The organism is Nonomuraea sp. NPDC049419 (genome assembly GCF_040676995.1).
In the GTDB taxonomy this organism is placed as follows: domain Bacteria; phylum Actinomycetota; class Actinomycetes; order Streptosporangiales; family Streptosporangiaceae; genus Nonomuraea; species Nonomuraea salmonea.
Genome location: NZ_JBFAQB010000010.1, coordinates 63,794 through 85,753 on the forward strand (window position 1 = coordinate 63,794; position 21,960 = coordinate 85,753).

At 74.4% G+C, this 21,960-nt stretch carries 2 protein-coding genes (1 of these 2 running past the window's edge); both read right to left on the reverse strand.

The genetic code is table 11. The features are described 5' to 3' along the window. A complete protein-coding gene (locus AB0K12_RS27625) occupies nt 1-13,437 on the reverse strand; it encodes an amino acid adenylation domain-containing protein (RefSeq protein WP_364567105.1) in 13,437 nt (4,478 codons plus the stop codon). After that, nucleotides 13,434-21,960, reverse strand: the 3' end of a protein-coding gene (locus tag AB0K12_RS27630; protein ID WP_364567108.1) for a non-ribosomal peptide synthase/polyketide synthase. The gene runs 13,589 nt beyond the window's last position; 8,527 of the gene's 22,116 nt are visible here — the last part of the coding sequence; the start codon falls outside the window, past its right edge; it ends in the stop codon at nt 13,434-13,436. The genes AB0K12_RS27625 and AB0K12_RS27630 overlap by 4 nt, the downstream gene beginning before the upstream one ends.

The following is a 21,960-nucleotide window of genomic DNA, read 5'->3' on the forward strand; positions in this document are numbered from 1 at the left end:
TCATCGCGTGCCGTCCAGCCCCAGCCAGGCGGACGCGGCCTGCCACACCTGGGCCAGCACGCCGGGCTGGTTCATGTCGTTGTGCTCGCACGGCAGCCTGACCTCCGTGATCTTCCCGGAGACGTAGGGCCGCCAGCGCTCGGTGGTGGGCTCGTCCTGCGGGCGGCCGTGCTCGGCGACGACCAGCAGCAGGTCGCCGTCGAAGGTGCCGTAGTCGTGGGTCCTGCCGATGGTCAGGTTGTTGTGGAAGACGCGGGCGAAGCGCACCAGCTCCTCCTCGGTGACCGCGCCGAGGACGTCGCCGGCGTGGCGGCGTACGACCTCGGTGAGCCGCTCCAGCTCGGCGTCCGCGTCCTCCAGATCGGCGTCCGGGTCGTGGCCCGCGGGGAACTGGTCCAGGACGATCAGCGCCGCGATCTCCTCCCCTTCCGCGCGCAGCTGGACGGCCATCTCGTGCGCGACGATCGCGCCGTACGACCAGCCCAGCAGGTGGTACGGGCCGCTCGGCTGGGCGGCGCGCAGGCGCTGGATCGACGTCCGCGCCGCCTCGCGGACCGAGCGCGACAGCTCGCTCAGCCCGTCCAGGCCGCGCGACTGCAGGCCGTAGAGCGGCATGCCGGCCGGCAGGACGCGGCCCAGCGGCCCGTATCCCCAGCACAGCCCGGCGGCGGGCGGCAGGCAGAACAGCGGCGGGCCGTCGCCCTTGACCCGCAGCGGCAGCAGGACGTCGAAGGAGTCGCTCACCGCTGACATGCTCAGCCGTTTCATCAGGTCGGCGGCGCTCGGGGCGGCGAACAGGTCGCGCACCTCGACCTTCACCCCGCGCTCGCGCAGCCGCTCGACCCACGCCACCGCGAGCAGCGAGTGCCCGCCGAGGGCGAAGAAGTCGTCGTGCACGCCCACCTCGGGCACGCCCAGCACCTCGGCGAAGGCGTCGCACAGGATCTCCTCCAGCATGAGGCCGGCCGAGCTGCGCTCCCCCGCCGTGTACTCGGGGGCGGGCAGCGCCTTGCGGTCGAGCTTGCCGTTGGGCATCAGCGGCATCCGGTCGAGCGGCACGACCGCGGCCGGCACCATGTAGCCGGGCAGCCGGTCCCTCGCGAGCCCGCGCAACGTCTCGCGCAGCTCATCCCCGGTCCGCTCATCGGCGCTTTCGGAGGGGACCACGTAGGCGATCAGGCGGCGGTCTCCCGGGGTGTCCTCCCTGACGACCACCACGGCCTGGGCGACCGAGGGGTGCGCGGCCAGGAGGGCCTCGATCTCGCCGAGCTCGACGCGGAAGCCGCGGATCTTGACCTGGTCGTCGGTGCGGCCGAGGAAGCGCAGGTCGCCGTCCCTGCTCCACCGCACCAGGTCGCCCGTGCGGTACATGCGCGCGCCGGGCCCGCCGTACGGGCAGGGCACGAAGCGCTCGGCGGTCAGGCCGGGCCGCCCGAGGTAGCCGCGGGCCAGGCCGGCGCCGGCGATGTACAGCTCGCCGGCCACGCCGGGCGCCACCGGCGCGAGCCTGTCGTCCAGGACGTACACCTGGGTGTTGCCGACGGGGACGCCGATCGACGTGGCGTCCGGCCGGTCCTGGGTGAGCGCTCCGGCGGTCGACCAGACCGTGGTCTCGGTGGGCCCGTACAGGTTGGTGAGGGCGCCGGCCCGGTCCAGGAGGGCGCGCGCGAGGTCGTCGGGCAGCGCCTCGGCGCCGACGAGGACGCGGACGCGCGTCCAGTCCACCGGGTCGCCGTCGTCGGCCAGCAGCCCGCGCCACAGGCTGGGCGTGGCGTGCACGGTCACGCCGCCGCCCGCGTCGATGGACTCACGGACGAGCGCGCGCAGCTTCCAGGGGTCGAGCACCTGCTCCTGCGCCGCCATGACCAGCCGCGCGCCGGTGAGCAGCGGCAGGTAGAGCTCCAGCCCGCCCATGTCGCAGCCCACGGTGCTGACCGCCGCCAGGTGGTCGCCGGGGCCGAGCGGCACCAGGCCCCGCATGGAGGTCAGGAAGTTCACCACGGCCCGGTGCTCGACGAGCACGCCCTTCGGCCGGCCCGTCGAGCCGGAGGTGTAGATGACCCACATGGGGTGCTCGGGCAGCAGCGGCGCGGTGCGCTCGCCCTGGGCCAGGGGCGCGCCGTCCAGCGCGGCCACCTCCGCGTCCAGCGCGGGATCGTCGAGGACGAGCACGGGCACGCCGTCCCGGCCGTCCGGTGAGATCCCGAACTCGGGCAGCCGCTCGCGCAGGTCGTCGCTGGTCAGCAGGCACACCACGCCCGCGTCGGCGATCACGTACGCGGTCCGCTCCGACGGGTAGGCCGGGTCGATCGGCAGGTACGCGCCGCCGGCCTTGACCACGGCCAGGAGCGCCACGAGCAGGTCCACGCCGCGCTCCAGCACGACGGCGACGACCGTCTCTGGGCCCACTCCCCTGCCGGCGAGGTGGCGGGCCAGCCGGTTCGCCCGCTCGTGCAGCTCGGCGTAGGTCAGCCGGTCCGCGCCGAAGGTCAGGGCGACGGCGTCCGGGGTCCGGCCTGCCTGCTCCTCCAGCAGGTCGGCGACGGTCGCGCGGGGCACGTCGAGCCCCGTGTCGTTCCACTCCTGCAGCAGGCGGCGGCGTTCGCCGCCGTCCAGGACGTCCACCTGGCTCAGCCGCAGGCCGGGGTCGGCGGCGAGCGTGTCCAGCACGCGGGCCAGCCGCTCGGCGATCATCTCGGCCGTCTCCGCGTCGAACAGGTCGGCCGCCGCCGTCACCGAGCCGCGCAGCCCGGCCGGCGCGCCGCTCGCGTCGAGCACCTCGACCACGCTGACGTCGAGGTCGAACTTGACGACCGCGTCGCCGGTGCCCAGGCCGCCGCCGTCCTGCCGCACGCCGGGCAGGTCGAGGACCGGCGCGGCGGTGTTCTCCAGCAGCAGCACCACCTGGAACAGGGGGTGGCGGGCCAGGGACCGGGCCGGTGACAGCTCCTCCACGAGCCGTTCGAAGGGCACGTCCTGGTGGGCGAACGCCTCGAGACCCGTCTCCCGCACCCGGCTCAGCACCTCGCGGAAGGCCGGGTCGCCGGACAGGTCGGTGCGCAGCACGAACGTGTTGACGAAGTAGCCGACCAGGTCGTCGAGCGCCTCGTCGCCGCGCCCCGCCGCGGCCGACCCGACGGGGATGTCGGTGCCGGCGCCCAGCCGCGACAGCAGGACCGCGAGCGCGCCGTGCAGCACCATGAACATCGTCACGCCCTCGGCGCGGGCCAGCTCCAGGAGCCGCGCGTGGGTGGCGGCCGGGATGTCCAGGGGGACGCGGACACCGCGGTGCCCGGCGACGGCGGGGCGCGTCCTGTCGGCGGGCAGCGGCAGCTCCTCGGGCGCGCCGGCCAGCGCGGTGCGCCAGTAGGCGATCTGGCGGGCGATGACGCTGTCCGGGTCGCCGGTGTCGCCGAGCAGGTCGCGCTGCCAGAGCGTGTAGTCGGCGTACTGGACGGGCAGCGGCGTCCAGCCGGGCGGCCTGCCCTCGCGCCTGGCCGCGTACGCGGTGGAGAAGTCCCTGGCCAGCGCCGACCACGACCAGCCGTCGCCGGCGATGTGGTGCATGACCACGACCAGCACGTGCTCGGCCGGCCCTGTGCTGAACAGCGACATGCGGATCGGCGCCTCGCGGGCCAGGTCGAAGGCGTGGCGCTCGGCCTCGGCGGTGGCCGCCGCGAGGTCCTCGGGCGCGACGTCGCGGAACTCCGGCTCCCAGTCGAGGTCGTCGAGGTCGAGGACCACCTGGTACGGCTCGCCGCCCACCACGTGGAAGACCGTGCGCAGGGTCTCGTGGCGTTGGAGCACGTCGCCCAGGGCGGCACGGAGCGCGTCGCGGTCCACCTCGCCGTCCATGCGCACGGCGGCCGGGATGTTGTAGGCGTCGCTGGGGCCTTCGAGCTGGGCGATGAACCACAACCTGCGCTGCCCGTACGACAGCGGCACCAGCTCGGGGCGTTCCCTGGCGGCGAGCGGCGGGCGGCTCCTGCCCGCGCTCGCCAGCCGGACCGCGAGCCCGGCCACCGTCGGCGCCTCGAACAGCTCGCGGATCTCGATGTCCACGCCGAGCACGGCGCGGATGCGGCTGACGAGCCGGACGGCCAGCAGCGAGTGGCCGCCGAGCTGGAAGAAGTCGTCGTCCACGCCGACCCGCTCCAGGCCGAGCACGTCGGCGAAGGCCGCGCACAGCAGCTCCTCGCGCAGGTCGGCGGGGCCTCGGCCGTCGCCCGCCGCCGTGGCGCGGCCGGGGGCGGGCAGGGCCTTGCGGTCGAGCTTGCCGTTGGACATGAGCGGCAGCTCGCCGAGCACGACCACCGCCGCGGGGACCATATGGCCGGGCAGCCGGGCGGCCGCGAACGTGCGCACGTCCTCGGGCTCGACGCCGTCGCCGGTCACGTACGCGACCAGGCGCCGGTCGCCGGGGACGTCCTCGCGCGCCACGACGGCGGCGCCGGTGACGCGCGGGTGCGCGGCCACGACCGCCTGGACCTCGCTGGGCTCGACCCGGAAGCCGCGGATCTTGACCTGGTCGTCGGCGCGGCCGGCGAAGAGCAGCTGCCCGTCGGGGGTCCAGCCGGCCAGGTCGCCGGTACGGTACATGCGCCCGCCGTACGGGCAGGCCACGAACCGCTCCGCGGTCAGCCCCGGCCGGCCGACGTAGCCACGGGCCAGCCCCTCGCCGGCGGCGTACACCTCGCCGAGCGAGCCGGCGGGGACCGGTCGCAGCCAGCGGTCCAGCACGTACAGGCGGGTGTTGGCGACGGGCCGGCCGATGGGCACCGGGCCGCCCGGCGTGAGCCGGGTGGTGGCCACGCCGATCGTGGTCTCGGTGGGGCCGTAGTGGTTGAACACCCGGCGCTCGCCGGCCGCCGCGAGCAGCTCGCCGACCCACGGCTCGGGGGCGGCCTCGCCGCCCAGCACCAGCGACCTGGCGGGCAGCACGTCGCCGAGACGGCCGTCGGCGCCGAGCGCGGCCAGGTGGGAGGGCACCGCCTTGAGGTAGTCGATGCGGTGCTCGCTCAGGTAGGGCGCCACGGCGGTGCCGGCGTCGAGGACGTGCAGCTGCCCGCCGTGGGCGAGGCTGGCGAACATGATCGTGTTGCCCAGGTCGGTGGCCTGGCCCTGGAGGACGGCGTAGCGGGCGCCTGGCTCGCCGAGGCCGACCGCGCCGGGCACGTGCGTGACGTAGTTGGCGAGCCCGCCGTGGGTGACGGCCACGCCCTTCGGCCGGCCGGTCGAGCCCGAGGTGTAGATCACGTACGCGACGGCCTGCGGGGGGACGGCGACCGCGGCCGAGCCGCGCGGCGCTGCGGCGATCTGGGCCGCGACCAGCGGATCGTCGAGCGCGAGCGTGCGGATCCTGGCGACCGGCAGCTCGTCGAGTATGTCCGCGGTGCCGAGCAGCAGCGCGGCGCGGCTGTCGGACAGCATGTACACGATCCGGTCGGCGGGCTGCTCGGGGTCGATCGGCAGGTACGCGGCGCCCGCCTTCCACACCGCGAGGATCGCCGTCACCACCTCCACGCCCCGGGGCAGGCACAGGCCCACGACCGACTCGGCGCCGACGCCCTGGGCGGTCAGGTAGGCGGCCAGCCGGGCGGCTTGCTCGTCCAGTTCGGCGTACGTGAGCCGGGTCGCGCCGCCCACGACCGCCACCTCGTCCGGCGTGCGGGCGGCCTGCTCCTCGAACATGCGGACGACCGTGCGGTCCGGGATCTCCGCCGCGGTGTCGTTCCACTCCTCCACCAGGCGGCGCAGCTCGTCCTCGCCGAGCACCTCGACGGCGCGCAGCGGCACGTCCCGCTCGGTCTCCAGGGCCGCCACCAGGTTCTTCAGCGCGGTCATGACGAGCCCGCCGACGGCGTGGGGGTCGATGGGCGCCACGGCGTCCACGGCCAGGCCCATGCCGTCGCCGTCGTCGTCCACGGCGACGGTGAGCGGATAGTTGTTGACCGGCCTGGTGTAGGCGACGCGGACGCCGCCGGCGTCCTCGTCCGGCTGACGGTCGGGGGCGGCGGTGTTGTGGCGGTAGTTCAGCAGCGAGGTGAACAGCGGGGCGTCGGCCGGCACGCCGCTCGCGCGCTGCGCCACGGCCAGGGGGGCGTGCTCGTGCTCCAGCAGCGCGGCGAGCTGGTCCCGCATGGCGGTGACGGCGCCGGTCACGCTCGTCCCGCCGTCGCCGAGGCTGACCCGTACCGGCAGGGTGTTCATGAACAGGCCGAGCGCGCGGTCGGCGCCGGTGCCGGCGTTCATGCGGCCGAACAGCACGGTGCCGAAGACGACGTCGTCGCGGCCCGACACGGCGGCCAGCACGCGGGCCCAGGCGACGTGCGCGATCGTTGCGGGGCTGGCGCCGAGGCGGCGTGCCACCGCGCGCAGGCTCGCCTCCAGCCCGGGATCGACGCGCATCAGCGCCTGCTCGGTCGCGGTGCCGTCGGCGTGCACGTCCACCAGCCCGAACGGGGCGGTCGGCTCGGTCACGTCGCCGAGCAGCCCCGTGAAGTAGCGCTCGTGCTCCTCCCGGGTGACGCCGCCGCGCGCCTGGGCCACGAAGTCGCGGAACGGCACCGGCTCGGGCAGCTCGCCGCCGCGGCCCGCGAGGATGGCCGAGACCTCCTCGTACACGGCTTCTAGCGCCATGTGGTCGCGGACGATGTGGTGCATGCGGACCATCGCCAGCCACCTTCCTGTGGCGGGGTCCTGGGCCGCGGTGACGTCCATCAGCGGGGCGCGGGCGAGGTCCATCGGCTCGGCGGCGAGGGCGAGCAGGTCGTCGAGCGCGTCGCCGTCCCCCAGGCTCACCTCGCGTACGGGAAGCTCGGCGTGCCGCCACACGACCTGCACCGGCTCGCGCAGGCCCTCCCACACGACCGCCGTCCGGTGGATGTCGTGGCGGTCCACCACCTGCCTCAGCGCCTCGACGAAGGCGTCGAAGCCCTGCCTGGAGTCGCACTCCACGACGGTGGGCGCGGCGTAGGTGTCGCGTCCCCCGCCCGCCATGAGGTGGTGGAAGAGCAGGCCCTCCTGGAGCGGCGCCAGCGGGTACACGTCGGCGACGTTGGCGGCGCCGCCCGTCACGCTCGCCACGATCCGCTCGATCTCGTGGAGGGTCAGGTCCACCAGCGGGAGCATGTCGGGAGTGATCTCCCGCGCGTCCTCGGGGATGCGGCCGGGCGGCACCTCCACCCAGGGCACCGCCGCCGCGGCGGCCAGGCCGGCCACCGTGGGCCGGTCGAACAGGGCGCGCACCGACACCGCGACGCCGCGCGCCCGCAGGCGTTCGACCAGCGACACGGCCAGGAGCGAGTGGCCGCCGAGGCGGAAGAAGTTGTCGTGCACACCGACCCGGTCCAGGCCGAGCACGCGGGCGAACTCCTCGCAGAGGATCTCCTCCCGTACGGTGGCGGGGCCGCGGCCCTCGGTCACCGCGTACTCGGGGGCGGGCAGAGCGTCCCGCCTGAGCTTGCCGTTGACGGTGAGCGGCAGCGCGTCCAGCACCACGACGGCGGCGGGCACCATGTGCTCGGGCAGCCGCCCGGCCGCGAAGGCGAGCACCTCGTCCGGCGTGACACCGGCCGCGACATCGGCATCGGTGTCTGCCGGGACCACGTAGGCGACCAGGCGGAGGTCGCCTGGTCTGTCCTCGCGGGCGATCACCGCCGCCTGGGAGACCCGGGGGTGGGCGGCGACGGCGGCCTGGACCTCGCCTGGCTCGATGCGGTAGCCGCGGATCTTGACCTGGTCGTCCGTGCGGCCGAGGAACTCCAGCTGCCCGCCGGCGTTCCAGCGCACGAGGTCGCCGGTACGGTACATGCGCCCGCCGTACGGGCAGGCCACGAAGCGCTCGGCGGTCAGCCCGGGGCGTCCGGCGTAGCCGCGGGCGACCTGCGCGCCGGCGATGTAGAGCTCGCCCGGCACCCCCACGGGGACCGGCTCCAGGCCGCCGTCCAGCACGTACAGGCGGGTGCCGGGAGCGGGCCGGCCGATCGGCGCCCATGCGCCCACCTCCTGCCCGGCGCGCACCTCGAAGGTGCAGCAGCCGACCACCGCCTCGGTGGGCCCGTACTCGTTGACGACTGCCGACTCGGGCGCCCGCGCCAGCCAGGCGCGCACCTCGGCGCCGGCGAGCGGTTCCCCGCCGACGACCCAGTGGCGCGCGCCCGCCGCGACGTTCCCCGGCTCCTGGCGCAGCAGCGGCAGGTGTCCCGGCACGACCTTGGCGAGCCCGAACCCGCCGCCCTGCTCGCGCACGAGCGCGGCCAGCCCCTCGGCCCCGCCGGCCACGCTGACGCGCACGCCCGCGCCGGCCGCCAGCGGCACCCACACGCTGGTCACCGTCAGGTCGAACGCCAGCGACGAGTGCACGGGCGCGCCGCCCGCCACCTCGTACGCCTCGGCCGACCAGGCCACGTAAGAGGCCAGGCCGCCGTGGGTGACCGCCACCCCCTTGGGCAGCCCGGACGAGCCGGAGGTGTACATCACGTACGCCAGCCCGCCCGGCTCGGCCCGGGTGCGCACCGGCGCGGGCACGCCGTCCACCGGCCGATCGTCGAGGACCACCACACCCGGCACGCCGGAGAGGGCGTCGGCGGTGCCGGCGTCGGCGAGCACGGCCACGGCCCGCGCGTCGGCCAGGACGAACCGGATGCGCTCGGCGGGATGCGCCGGGTCGATCGGCAGGTAGGCGCCGCCCGCCTTCCAGGTCGCGAGCATGGCGGTCAGCGCCCCGATGCCGCGCGGCAGGCAGAGCCCCACGACCGACTCGCGGCCCACGCCCAGGTCCGTCAGCCGGGCGGCCAGCAGGTTCGCCCGCGCGTCCAGCTCCCCGTACGTCACCTCCACGCCGTCGCAGGTCACCGCGACCGCGTCCGGCGTGGCCGCGGCCCACTGCTCGAACCGCTCCACCACCGGCACGGCCCGCGCCGGGGCGGGCGTCCCGTTCCACTCCTCCAGCACCTGCCGCCTGGCGGCCTGGTCCAGCACCGGCACGCCGGACAGCGCCGCCTCCCGGTCGTCGCGGAGGGCCGTGACGAGGCCGTCCAGCGCGGTGCTCAGCAGCCGGGCCACCAGGCCGGGGTCGATGGGCGCGACGGCGTCCACGGCCAGCGACAGGCCCTGCCCGTCGTCGTCCACGGAGACGGTGAGCGGGTAGTTGTTGCTCTCGCGCGAGTAGGCGACCTTGATGCCTTCGAAGGCGTCCGAGGACTGACCGTCCTGTCCGGGGTTGTGCCGGTAATTGAGTAGCGAGGTGAACAGCGGCGTCCCGGCGGGCACGCCACCGGCCCGCTGCGCCACCGCCAGCGGCGCGTGCTCGTGTGCGAGCAGCTCGGCCAGCTGCCCGCGCATCGCGGCGACGGCGTCCGCGACCGTGGCGCCGCCGATCCGCGTCCTGACCGGAAGCGTGTTGATGAACGGGCCCGGCACGCGGTCGGCGCCCGCGCCGGCGTTCATCCGGCCGAACAGCACCGTGCCGAACACGACGTCGTCGCGGCCGGACACGGCGGCCACCACGCGGGCGAACGCCACGTGCAGGAGCGTCGCCGGGCTGACGCTGAGCCGGCGCGCGGTCTCGCGGACCCGGTCCGGCAGGCCCTGCGGCAGATCCAGCTCGGCGCGGACGACGTCCTTGCCGTCGCCGTGCACGTCCAGGACGCCGAACGGCGCGGTCGGGCCGTCCACGTCGCCGAGCAGCCCGGCGAAGAACCGCTCGTGCTCCTCCTCGGTGAGCCCGCCCCTGGCCTGGGCGACGAAGGTGCGGAACGGCAGCGGCTCCGGCGGCTCCTCGCCCTTCATGAACGCCGCCACCTCGTTCATCAGGATCTCCAGGCCGAGGTGGTCCTGGACGAGGTGGTGCACCCGCACCAGGGCCAGGCGGCGCTCGCCGTGCCGGGCGGTGTGCACGTCGAGCAGCGGCGCCCGCCTGAGGTCCATGGCCAGGCCGACGGCGGACACCAGCTCCTCGGGCGCCGCCGGGGCGACCTCCGTGACCGGCAGCGTCGCCGTCCGCCACACCACCTGGACGGGCTCGGCGAGCCCCTCCCACAGCACCGCGGTGCGGAAGATGTCATGCCGGTCGATCACGCGCCGCAGGGCCGCCAGGAACGCCTCCATCCTGGCCTGGGAGTCGAACTCCACGACGGTCGGCGTCACGTAGGCGTCCTCGCCGCCGTCGGCGAGCAGGTGGTGGAAGAGGATGCCGCTCTGCAGCGGCGCCAGCGGGTAGACGTCGGCGACGTTGGCCGCGCCGCCGTCCACGGCGGCGACGACCCGGTCCACCTCGTCCTGGGTCAGCCGCACCATGGGGAGCATGGCGGGGGTGATGTGCCGGGCGTCGCCGGGGATGCCGTTGGGGGGTGCGGTGACCTGCTCGTCCTCGGCCGCCGCGGCGAGCCCCGCGACGGTCGGCGTCTGGAAGAGCGCGCGTACGGAGATCGTGACGCCGCGCGCCCGCAGCCACTCGACCAGCGACACCACCAGCAGCGAGTGGCCGCCGAGCGCGAAGAAGTCGTCGTCCACGCCGACGCCGTCGAGCCCGAGTATCGCGGCGAACCCGGCGCACAGCAGCTCCTCGCGCGCGTTCGCCGGGCCCCTGCCGGCGCCGGTGGCGAACGCGGGCGCGGGCAGCGCCTTGCGGTCCAGCTTGCCGTGCGCGTTGAGCGGCAGCGCGTCGAGGACGACGACGGCCGACGGGACCATGTAGCCGGGCAGGCTGCGGGCCGCGTGCTCGCGCACCTCCTCGGGGACGACGCCGGCGCCCGTCACGTAGGCCACCAGGCGCTTGTCCCCTGGCAGGTCCTGCCGGGCGATCACCGCCGCGTGGCGCACTGCGGGGTGGCCGGTGAGCACGCTCTCGATCTCGCCCGGCTCGACGCGGAAGCCGCGCACCTTCACCTGGTCGTCGGCGCGGCCCAGGTAGTCGAGGTCGCCTTCGGCGTTCCAGCGCACCAGGTCGCCCGTACGGTAGAGCCGCGCGCCAGGGCCGCCGAACGGGTCGGCCACGAACCGTTCCGCGGTCAGCCCAGGCCGGCCGAGGTAGCCCCTGGCGAGGCCGGCGCCGCCCACGTACAGCTCGCCTGGGACGCCGGGCGGTACCGGGCGCAGGGCGGCGTCCAGCACGTGGGCGCGGACGTTGGTGATGGGCCGCCCGATGGGCGGGGTGCCGGTGGAGGTCTCGCCGTACCAGGCGGTGGCGTAGACGGTGGCCTCGGTGGGGCCGTAGATGTTGGCCAGCCGCACGTCCGGGAGTGCCTCCCGGACGGCGGCGACGGCGTTCGGGGTGAGCGCCTCGCCGGCCATGACGACCGTACGCGCCCGCACGTCGAGTCCGTCGACGTCGAGCAGCCGCGAGAACGCCGACGGCACCGCGCTGATCAGGCTCAGGTCCCAGCGGTCACGGTCGGCGAGCGACAGCAGGTCGTCCACGATCTCGATGGAGCCGCCCGACATCAGCGGGCCGAAGATCTCGAAGACGGACACGTCGAAGTTGAGCGAGGTCGAGGCCAGCACCCGGGAGAACTGCTCGCCCCCGAACTCGGCGGCCGCCCACGACAGCAGGTTGCCGACCGACCGGTGCTCGACCACCACGCCCTTCGGCCGCCCGGTGGAGCCCGAGGTGTAGATCACGTAGGCGGGGTGCGCGGGGGTCGGCGCGCAGGCGGGCGGCTGCGCCGGCATGGCCGCGACGGCGGCGGCGGTGGCGGGGTCGTCGAGCAGCACGCGCGGAGTGGCGCCGGTCCGCTCCTCCTTCGCCGTGGTCAGCACCAGCACCGGCGCGGCGTCCTGGAGCATGAACGCGACGCGCTCGGCCGGGTAGGAGGCGTCGATCGGCAGGTAGGCGCCGCCCGCCTTGGACACCGCGAGCAGCGCCACGATCAGCTCGATCCCGCGTTCCAGGGCGACCGCGACCAGCGTCTCGGGGCCCACGCCGCGCTCGGCGAGGAAGTGCGCCAGCCGGTTGGCCCTGGCGTCGAGTTCGGCGTACGACACCTGCGCGCCGCCGCACACCACGGCCACGGCGTCGGGGGTGCGGGCCGCCTGCGCCGCGAACAGCTCGGGCACCGTCGTCCGCGGCACGGGCAGCGAGGTGTCGTTCCAGGTGGCGAGCAGCCGGCGCTCGTCGTCGTCCAGCAGGTCCACCGCACCCGTACGGGTCCGCGGGTCGGCGGCCACCTGCCGCAGCACCCGCGTCCAGCGGGCGGCCAGGGCGGCGGCGGTGGGCGCGTCGAACAGGTCCGCCGAGGCCAGCAGGGAGCCGCGGATGCCCGCGGGGCGTCCTGCGGCGTCCACGGTCTCGGTGACGCTGATCTCGAGGTCGAACTTCGCCGCCGGCGCGGCCGTCGGCACGCCGTCGCCGTCGTCCGGGCCCTCCGTGGCGGTGTCGAGGGTGAGCATGACCTGGAACAGGGGGTGGCGGGAGAGCGACCTGTTCGGGGCCAGCTCCTCCACCAGGCGCTCGAACGGCACGTCCTGGTGGGAGAGCGCCTCCCATCCCGCCTTGCTGACGCGGCCGAGCAGCTCGCCGAAGCTCGGGTCGCCGGACAGGTCGGTGCGCAGCACGAGCGTGTTGACGAAGAAGCCGACGAGGTTCTCCAGGGCCGCGTCCAGCCGGCCCGCGACGGGCGTGCCGATCGGGATGTCGATGCCCGCGCCCAGCCTCGACAGCAGCACCGCCAGCCCGGCCTGCAGGACCATGAACGTGGTGGCGCCCTCGGCCCTGGCGATCTCCACCAGCCGCGCGTGCAGGTCGGCCGGGATGTCCACGGTCGCCACGTGGCCGCGGTAGCCGGGCACGTCGGGGCGCGGGTGGTCGTACGGCAGCGGCAGCTCCTCCGGCAGGCCGTCGAGCACGCCCCGCCAGTAGCCGATCTGGCGGGAGATCAGGCTGTCCGGGTCCTGGTCGTCGCCGAGCAGCCGGCGCTGCCACAGCGTGTAGTCGGCGTACTGGACCGGCAGCGGCTCCCAGTCCGGGGCCCTGCCGGAGGAGCGGGCCTCGTACGCGGCCGACACGTCACGGGTGAGCGGCTTCAGCGACCAGCCGTCGCCGGCGATGTGGTGGATCACCACGACGAGCGTGTTCTCGCCGGTGTCCGTCACGAACAACCACGCCCTGATCGGCGGCTCCCCCGCCAGATCGAACGCGTGCCGGCACGCCTCGTCCACGGCGCCGCCGAGCGCGCCGTGCGCCACCTCCCGGACGGTCAGCTCCCACTCCAGCTCGTCCACGGGCAGGACGTGCTGGTACGGCTCGCCGCCCGCCACGGGGAACACCGTGCGCAGCGCCTCGTGCCTGGCCATGACGTCCAGGAAGGCAGCGTGGAGTGCTCCCGGGTCCACGTCGTCGGCCAGGCGGAGGGCGATCGGGATGTTGTAGGTCGCGCTCGGCCCTTCGAGCTGCTGGATGAACCATAGCCGACGCTGCGCGTACGACAACGGGATCATGAACGTTCCTCCTGGTCACGCATCGGCTGCAAAGGGGGTCTCGAAGTGGGCCGCTGTTCGCCCAGCCGCTGCGCGACGCCCGCCACGGTCGGCGACTCCAGCAGCACGGGCAGCGGCAGTTCGATGCCGAGGTCGGCACGGATCCGGCTGATCAGCCGTACGGCCAGGAGGGAGTGGCCGCCGAGGGCGAAGAAGTCGTCGTCCACGCCCACCCGGTCCAGGCCGAGGACGTCGGCGAACAGGCCGCACAGGATCTCTTCGCGCGCGTCGGCGGGCTCGCGGGCGGCCGTCACAGGGATCTCGGGCGCGGGCAGGGCGCGGCGGTCCAGCTTGCCGTTGGCGTTCAGCGGCAGGGCCTCCAGCTCCACCACCGCCGCCGGCACCATGTGGCCGGGCAGGCGGTCGGCGGTGAACCGCCGCACTCCCTCCGCCACGCCGGGCTCATCCGGGACGATGTAGGCGACCAGCGTGTCCTCCCGGGCCACCACCACGGCCTGGGCCACCGAAGGATGCGCCGCCAGCACGGTTTCGATCTCGCCCGGCTCCACCCGGAACCCACGCACCTTGACCTGCTCATCCACCCGGCCGAGGTACTCCACCTCACCGTCGGCGTTCCACCGGGCGAGGTCGCCGGTGCGATACATGCGACCGCCGTAGGGGCATGCCACGAACCGCTCCGCGGTCAGGCCGGGGCGGCCGACATAGCCCCGTGCCAGCCCCGCACCGGCGATGTACAGCTCACCCGCCGCGCCCACCGGAACCGGCCGCAACCCCTGATCGAGGACATACAGGCGCGTGTTGGTCAGCGGCCGGCCGATCGGCGGGGCGCCCGAGGTGGTGCCGTGCCAGGCGGCCGCATACACCGTGGCTTCGGTGAGGCCGTAGATGTTGTCCACCCGCGCGCCCGGCAGCGCTTCCCTCACCGCGCGCATGACCGGCGCGCTGAGCGCCTCACCGGCCAGGACCACGCGGCCGGGCCGCGCCGTCGTCTCGGCCAGGACCTGCGACAGCGCCGAGGGCACCGCGCTGACCAGCGACACCTCCCACGACCGGCCACGATCAGCCAACGCCAGCAGGTCGTCGACGATCTCGATCGAGCCGCCCGACACCAGCGGCGCGAAGATCTCGAAGACCGACACATCGAAACTCAGCGACGTCGCCGCCAGCACCCGCGACACCTCGCTGAACGTGCACGCGGCCCAGTGCAGCAGATTGGCCAGCGACCGGTGCTCGACCAGCACGCCCTTCGGACGCCCGGTGGAGCCCGACGTGTAGATCACATAAGCCGGATGCTCCGGCCGCAGCCCCACCCTGCGGACCGGCCCCTCGGCACCGCGCAAATCATTCAGGGTCAGCGCCGGGACAGGCAGCAAGGCCGCCGTCCTCGCCGACGCGAGCACCGTCACCGGCCGCGCGTCGTCGATGAGGTAGGCGATGCGTTCGGCGGGGTGACTGACGTCGATCGGAAGATAGGCGCCGCCCGCCTTCAACACGCCGAACACGGCCACGATCAGGTCGATGCCGCGTTCGAGCGCCACCCCCACGATCGACTCCGGCCCCACCCCACGCCCGACGAGCGCGTTCGCGAGCCGATCCGACCGAGCGTCCAGCTCCGCATAGCTCACCCCGACGCCCTCACACACCACGGCCACCGCATCCGGCGTCCGCGCGACCTGCGCCTCGAACAAATCCACCACGGACGCGTCCGGCACGGTCGCGGCGGTGTCGTTCCACTCCTCCAGCACGCGCCGTTCGCCCTCGTCCAGCACTCCCACCGCCGACAGCGGCGTTCCCGCGTCCGTCTCGAGGACGTGGACCAGGTTGCCGACCGTCGTGCACAGCAGCTCGGCGACCAGCACGGGGTCGATGGGCGCCACCGCGCCGATCACCAGGCCGAGGGTGCGGCCGTCGTCGTCCACGGCCACGGAGAGGGGGAAGTTGTCGCGCTGCTGGGAGAAGGCGATGGTGATGCCGTCGAAGGTGCCGGTTGCCTGGTCGTCGGCGCTGTTGTGCCGGTAGTTGAACAGCGAGGTGAACAGCGGCGCATCTCCTGGCACCCCGCTCGCCCGCTGCGCGACCGCCAGGGAGGCGTGCTCGTGGGCCAGGAGTTCGGCGAGCTGTCCCCGCATCGCGGTGATCGCCTGCGCGACCCCGGTCTCACCGATCTGGACCCGGACCGGCAGCGTGTTGATGTAAGGGCCGGGGACCCGGTCGGCGCCGGCGCCCGCGTTCATGCGGCCGAACAACACTGTCCCGAACACCACGTCGTCCCGCCCGGCCACTGCTGCCAGAACCCGGGCCCACGCCACGTGCAGCACCGTCGCCGGGCTCACCCCCAGCCCGCGCGCCACCCGCCGCACCCCGGCCGCCACCTCACCGGGAATCGCGGCCTGAACCTCCCTGACGTCTGCCCCGCTTCCCCGCACGTCCACCACACCGAACGGCGCGGTCGTCTCCTCGACGTCACCGAGCAGGCCGGCGAAGAAGCGCTCGTGCTCTTCTGCGCTCACGGCGCCCTTGGCCTGAGCGACGAAGGTGCGGAACGGCAGCGGCTCGGGCAGCTCGTGACCCCGTCCGGCCAGGAACGCCTGGACCTCGCCGAGCAGCAGGTCGAGGCCGAGGTGGTCCTGCACCAGGTGGTGCACCCGCACCAGAGCGAACCAGCGGCCGCCGTCCTGCGTCAGGTGCACGTCGAGCAGCGGCGCGCGGCCCACGTCCATCGACAGACCGACCGTGGCCAGCAGGTCGCCCGCGATCTCGGTCACCGGCAGCTCCGCTTTTCGCCACACGACCTGGACCGGCTCCGGGAGCCCCTCCCACATCACCGCCGTGCGGAAGATGTCGTGCCGGTCGATCACCCGCTGCAGCGCCTCCGTGAAGGCGTCCAGCCGGGTCCGCGTGTCGAACTCCAGCACGGTCGGCGTCACGTAGGCGTCGTCGCCGCCTTCGGCGAGCAGATGGTGGAAGAGCAGACCTTCCTGAAGCGGGGCCAAGGGGTAGATGTCGGCCACGTTCGCCGCGCCGCCCGGCACTGCCGCCGTGATCCGGTCGATGTCCTGTTGTGCCAGGTCCACCAGCGGGAGCATGTCGGGGGTGATCGCGGTGGCGTCGTCGGGGATCGCGTTGGGTGGGACGGTCACCTGCTCGGGTCCGGACGCGGCGGCCAGGCCGGCGACGGTCGGCGTCTGGAACAGGGCCCGTACGGACACGCTGACGCCGCGCTCGCGCAGCCACTCCACCAGGGTGACCACCAGCAGCGAATGTCCGCCCAGTGCGAAGAAGTCGTCGTCCACGCCGACCCGCTCGAGGCCGAGCACGTGCGCGAACCCCTCGCACAGCAGCTCCTCGCGGGCGTCGGCGGGGCCACGGCCCTTGCCGGCGGCGTACTGCGGGGCGGGCAGCGCCCTGCGATCCAGCTTGCCGTTGACCGTGACGGGCAGCGCGTCCAGCACGACCACCGCCGACGGCACCATGTGGTCGGGCAGCCACTGCCGGGCGTGCCGCCGCACGTGGCCGGGCAGGTCCGTGGCCGCGCCGGCCGGGACGACGTAGGCGACCAGCCGCGGGTCGCCCGGAATGTCCTCGCGGATCACCACCGCCGCCTGCGCGACCTGGTCGTGCCGCTGGAGCACCGCCTGGATCTCACCGGGCTCGACCCGCATGCCGCGGATCTTCACCTGGTCGTCGGCCCGGCCCCCGAACAGCAGCTCGCCGTCCGCGTTCCACTTGGCCAGGTCCCCGGTACGGTACATGCGCCCGCCGTAGGGGCAGGCCACGAACCGCTCGGCGGTCAGGGCGGGACGCCCGGCGTAGCCGCGGGCGAGCTGCACCCCGGCGAGGTAGAGCTCGCCCGGCACGCCCACGGGGACCGGCCGCAGGCCCTCGTCCAGCACGTACGCCCGCGTGGCCGCCACCGGCGCGCCGATCGTCACCGGGTGCCCCGGCAGGCAGCGCGACGCGGTCACGTCGACGGACGCCTCGGTGGGGCCGTACATGTTGTGCAGCTCGGTGCCGGCCAGCCGGGCGAAGAACCGTTCCTGCAGATCCTGCGGGAGCGCCTCGCCCGAGCAGACGACCTGCCGCAGCGGGACGCCGGCGCTGCCCGGCTCGTGCAGGAACACCTCCAGCATCGACGGCACGAAGTGGGCCACGCTCACCTCGGCCCGCCGCATGAGCTCGGCGAGGTAGGCGGGGTCGCGGTGCCCGCCGGGGCGGGCCACCACCAGGGCGGCTCCGACGGTCAGCGGCCAGAAGAACTCCCACACCGACACGTCGAACCCGAACGGCGTCTTCTGCAGCACGCGGTCGCCGCCGGTCAGCGGGAGCCGCCGCTGCATCCAGGCCAGCCGGTTCACGATGCCCGCGTGCGGGACGACCACGCCCTTGGGGCGGCCGGTCGAGCCGGAGGTGTAGATGACGTACGCGGGCAGGTCGGGGCTGAGGAGTCCCCGTTCCGCCTCGGTCAGCGGCTCGCCCGGCACGTCCGCCGCCTCGTCCACCCGCAGGCAGGCGGCGTCGTCCGGCACCAGGTGCGCGGTGCTCGCCGCGGCCACGACGATCCCGGCGCGCGCGTCCGCCGCCATGAGGGCGATGCGCGAGGCCGGGTGCTCGGGCTCCAGCGGCAGGTACGCCGCCCCGGCCTTGAGCACGCCGAGCAGCGCCACGACCAGGTCGGGGCCGCGTTCGAGCGCGACGCCGACGACCGACTCGGGGCCCGCCCCGCGCTCGATGAGGCGGCGGGCGAGCTGGTTGGCGCGGGTGTCGATCTCCCTGTACGACAGCTCGGCCCCGTCGAAGACCACCGCCGTCGCGCCGGGCGTCCGGACCGCCTGCGCCTCGATCAGCTCGACCAGCGAGCCGCCTGGCTGCGGGGCTCCGGTGTCGTTCCAGCGGTGCAGCACCAGGTCACGCTCGCGCGTGTCCAGCACGTCCACCTGCGACAGGCGGGTGCCGGGCGCGGCCACCACCGCGGCCAGCGCCCTGGCCCACCACTGCGCGAACCGCTCCGCCGTCCCCGCCTCGAACAGGTCGGCGGCCAGGATCGCCGCGCCGCGCAGCCCGTCCGCCGTCTCCCTGAGGTTCAGCTCCAGGTCGAACTTGGCGGCCGGCTGGAGCCGGGCGTCCCCGCCCGGGGTCGCGCCGGTCACGGGGAGGTCGACGTCGGCGTCGGCGACGTTCTGCAGGGTCAGCATCACCTGGAACAGCGGGTGCCGCGCCAGCGACCGGGCCGGTGCCAGCTCTTCCACCAGGCGTTCGAATGGCACGTCCTGGTGGGCCAGCGCTCCCAGGCTCGCCGTACGGACCCGGGCCAGCACCTCGCGGAAGGTGGGGTCGCCGGACAGGTCCGTACGCAGGACCAGCGTGTTGACGAAGAACCCGACCAGGTCGTCCAGCGCCTCGTCGGTGCGTCCCGCGTTGGCGGTGCCGATCGGGATGTCGCGGCCCGCGCCCAGCCTGGACAGCAGGACGGCCAGCGCGGCCTGGAGCACCATGAACGGCGTCACGCCCTCGGCCCGCGCCACCTCCAGCAGCCGCGCGTGCACCTCGGCGGGGACGTGCAGCGGCACCACGTGACCCAGGTGGCCGGCCACCGGCGGGCGCGGGCGGTCGCTGGGCAGCGTCAGCTCCTCCGGTGCACCGGCGAGCGTCTCCCGCCAGTAGGCGACCTGGCGGGACAGCAGGCTGTCCGGGTCGTCCTCGTCGCCCAGCAGGTCGCGCTGCCACAGGGCATAGTCGGCGTACTGGACCGGCAGCGGCTCCCACCGCGGGGCCTGCCCGGCGCGGCGGGCGGCGTAGGCCAGGGAGAGGTCACGTCCGAGCGGGGTCATCGACCAGCCGTCGCCGGCGATGTGGTGCACGACGACCACCAGCACCTGCTCCTGCGGCCCGGCGTCGAACAGCCACGCCCTGATCGGCACCTCGGAGGCCAGGTCGAAGGCGTGCTGCTCGGCTCGCGTCACCGCTTGATGCAGCTCATCGGGCGCCACGCCGACCACCGGCAGCTCCCAGTCCAGCTCGTCCATGCCGAGGATCCGCTGGTACGGCTCGCCGCCCTCGACCGGGAACACCGTCCGCAGCACCTCGTGCCGGGCGATGACGTCGCGCAGGGCCGCGTCGAGCGCCTCCGTGTCGATCTCGCCGGTCAGGCGCAGCGACGTGGGCAGGTTGTAGGTGGCGCTCGGGCCCTCCAGCCGGTGGATGAACCACAGGCGGCGCTGCGCGAACGACAACGGCACCCGCTCCGGGCGGCCGCGGACGGCCAGCGGCGGCCTGGCCGCGCCGGCTCCGGCGATCCCGGCGGCCAGCCCCGACACGGTCGGGTGCTCGAACAGCGTCCTGATCGGCACCTCGACGCCGAGGATGGCGCGGATCCTGCTCACCAGCCGCACCGCCAGCAGCGAATGCCCGCCCAGCGCGAAGAAGTCGTCGTGGACGCCGACCCGCTCCTTGCCGAGCACGTCGGCGAAGGCGGCGCACAACAGCTCCTCGTGCAGCCCCACTGGGCCGGCGGCCGTGGTGGTCTCCTGTTGCGGGGCGGGGAGCGCGTTGCGGTCGAGCTTGCCGTTGACGGTCAGCGGCAGCTCGTCCAGCACGACCACCGCTGAGGGGACCAGGTGGGCGGGCAGCCGGTCGGCGGCGTAGCGCCTGACGTCCTCGGCCTCTCCGCCGACGACGTAGGCGACCAGGCGTTTCTCGCCCGCGTCGTCGCGTACGATCACCGCCGCCTGCGCCACGTCCGGGTGCGTGGCCAGCACCGCCCTTACCTCGCCCGGCTCGACCCGCATGCCGCGGATCTTGACCTGGTCGTCGGCCCGGCCGACGAAGACCAGTTCGCCCTCAGGGGTCCAGCGGGCCACGTCGCCCGTCCGGTACATCCGGCCGTCCTCGAACGGGCACGCCACGAAGCGCTCGGCGGTCAGGTCAGGCCGGCCGACGTAGCCGCGCGCCACCTGGACGCCCGCGATGTAGACCTCGCCGGCGACGCCCGGGGCCACCGGGGCCAGGTTGTCGTCCAGGACGTACAGCCGGGTGTTGTCGATCGGGCGGCCGAAGGGGACGACGCCGTTGACGTGTTCCACCGGGCCGGCGGTCACCATCACCGTCGCCTCCGTGGGCCCGTAGGTGTTGACGAGCTTCCGGTCCTGAGCCCAGGCCCGCGCCGTCCCGCTCGCGATCGGCTCGGCACCGACCAAGACTGTTTCCACCCCCGTCCAATCGGCGGGGTCCACGACCTCCAGCAACGACGGCACCACACTCGCCGCACGGACGTCGGCGGAGGTCAGCAGGTCCTTGAGGAGTGCCGTGTCCATGCGCTCGCTCCTCCCGGCGATCGCCAGCCGGCCGCCCCGGCTCAGGGTCACGGCGACGTCCAGTACGGAGGCGTCGAAGCCGAACGAGGCGAACTGCAGCACCCCCACGCCCGGCTCGACCCCCATGACCGGGCCGAACACCTCGATCAGGTTCACCAGCCCGGCATGCGCGACCCCGACGCCCTTCGGGACCCCGGTCGAACCGGACGTGTAGATGACATAGGCCAGGCTCGAACCGTCGATCGCGACACCCGGCCGCTCGTCCGGCAGCCCCGCCGAGTCGTCCAGCGTCACCCGCCCGACCTCGGGCGGCGTCTCCAGCCTTCCGTCGGTGAGCACCACGACCGGTGCGGCGTCGGCCAGCATCCAGGCCCTGCGGTCGGCCGGGTATTCGACGTCGATCGGCACGTACACGCCGCCCGCCTTCCAGACGGCCAGCATCGCCACCACCACATCGACCCCGCGCTCCAGCACGACCCCCACCGGCGACTCCGGGCCCACACCCTTCACCATCAGAAGCCGGGCCAGCCGGTTCGCCCGCGCCTCCAGCTCCGCGTACGTCACCTCGACCCCGCCGCACACCACCGCGACCGCATCCGGCGCTGCCTCCGCCCGCGCCTCGAACAGCTCCACCACGGACGTGGGCGTGCGCGGGGTGAGCTCGCCCTGCCAGTCGCGTACGACCTGCCGGCGCTCGGTCGCGTCGAGCACGTCGATCTCGGACAGCCGGACGGAGGCGTCCTCCGCGAACCTTTCAAGCAGCCGCACCCATCGCCGCACCAACCCGTGGGCGGTGCTCTCGTCGAACAGGTCGGTCGCCGCGATCAGCGACCCCCTGAGTCCGGCCGGGGCTCCTTGCTCGTCGAAGACCTCACCGACGTTGAAGTCGAGGTCGAAGCGGGCGGACACCTCTCCGGCGACCATGCCGGACGCCGCCACCTCGGACAGGTCCAGGGTGGCGTCGGTGTTGTTCTGGACGGTGAGCATCACCTGGAACAGCGGATGCCGGGCCAGCGACCGGGACGGGGCCAGCTCCTCCACCAACCGCTCGAACGGCACGTCCTGATGCGCCAGCGCCCCCAGCGCCGCCTCCCGCACCCGCCCCAGCACTTCCCGAAGCGACGGGTCACCTGACACATCCGCCCGGATCACCAGCGTGTTGACGAAGAAGCCCGCCAGATCATCCAGCGCCTCATCCAACCGGCCCGCATGC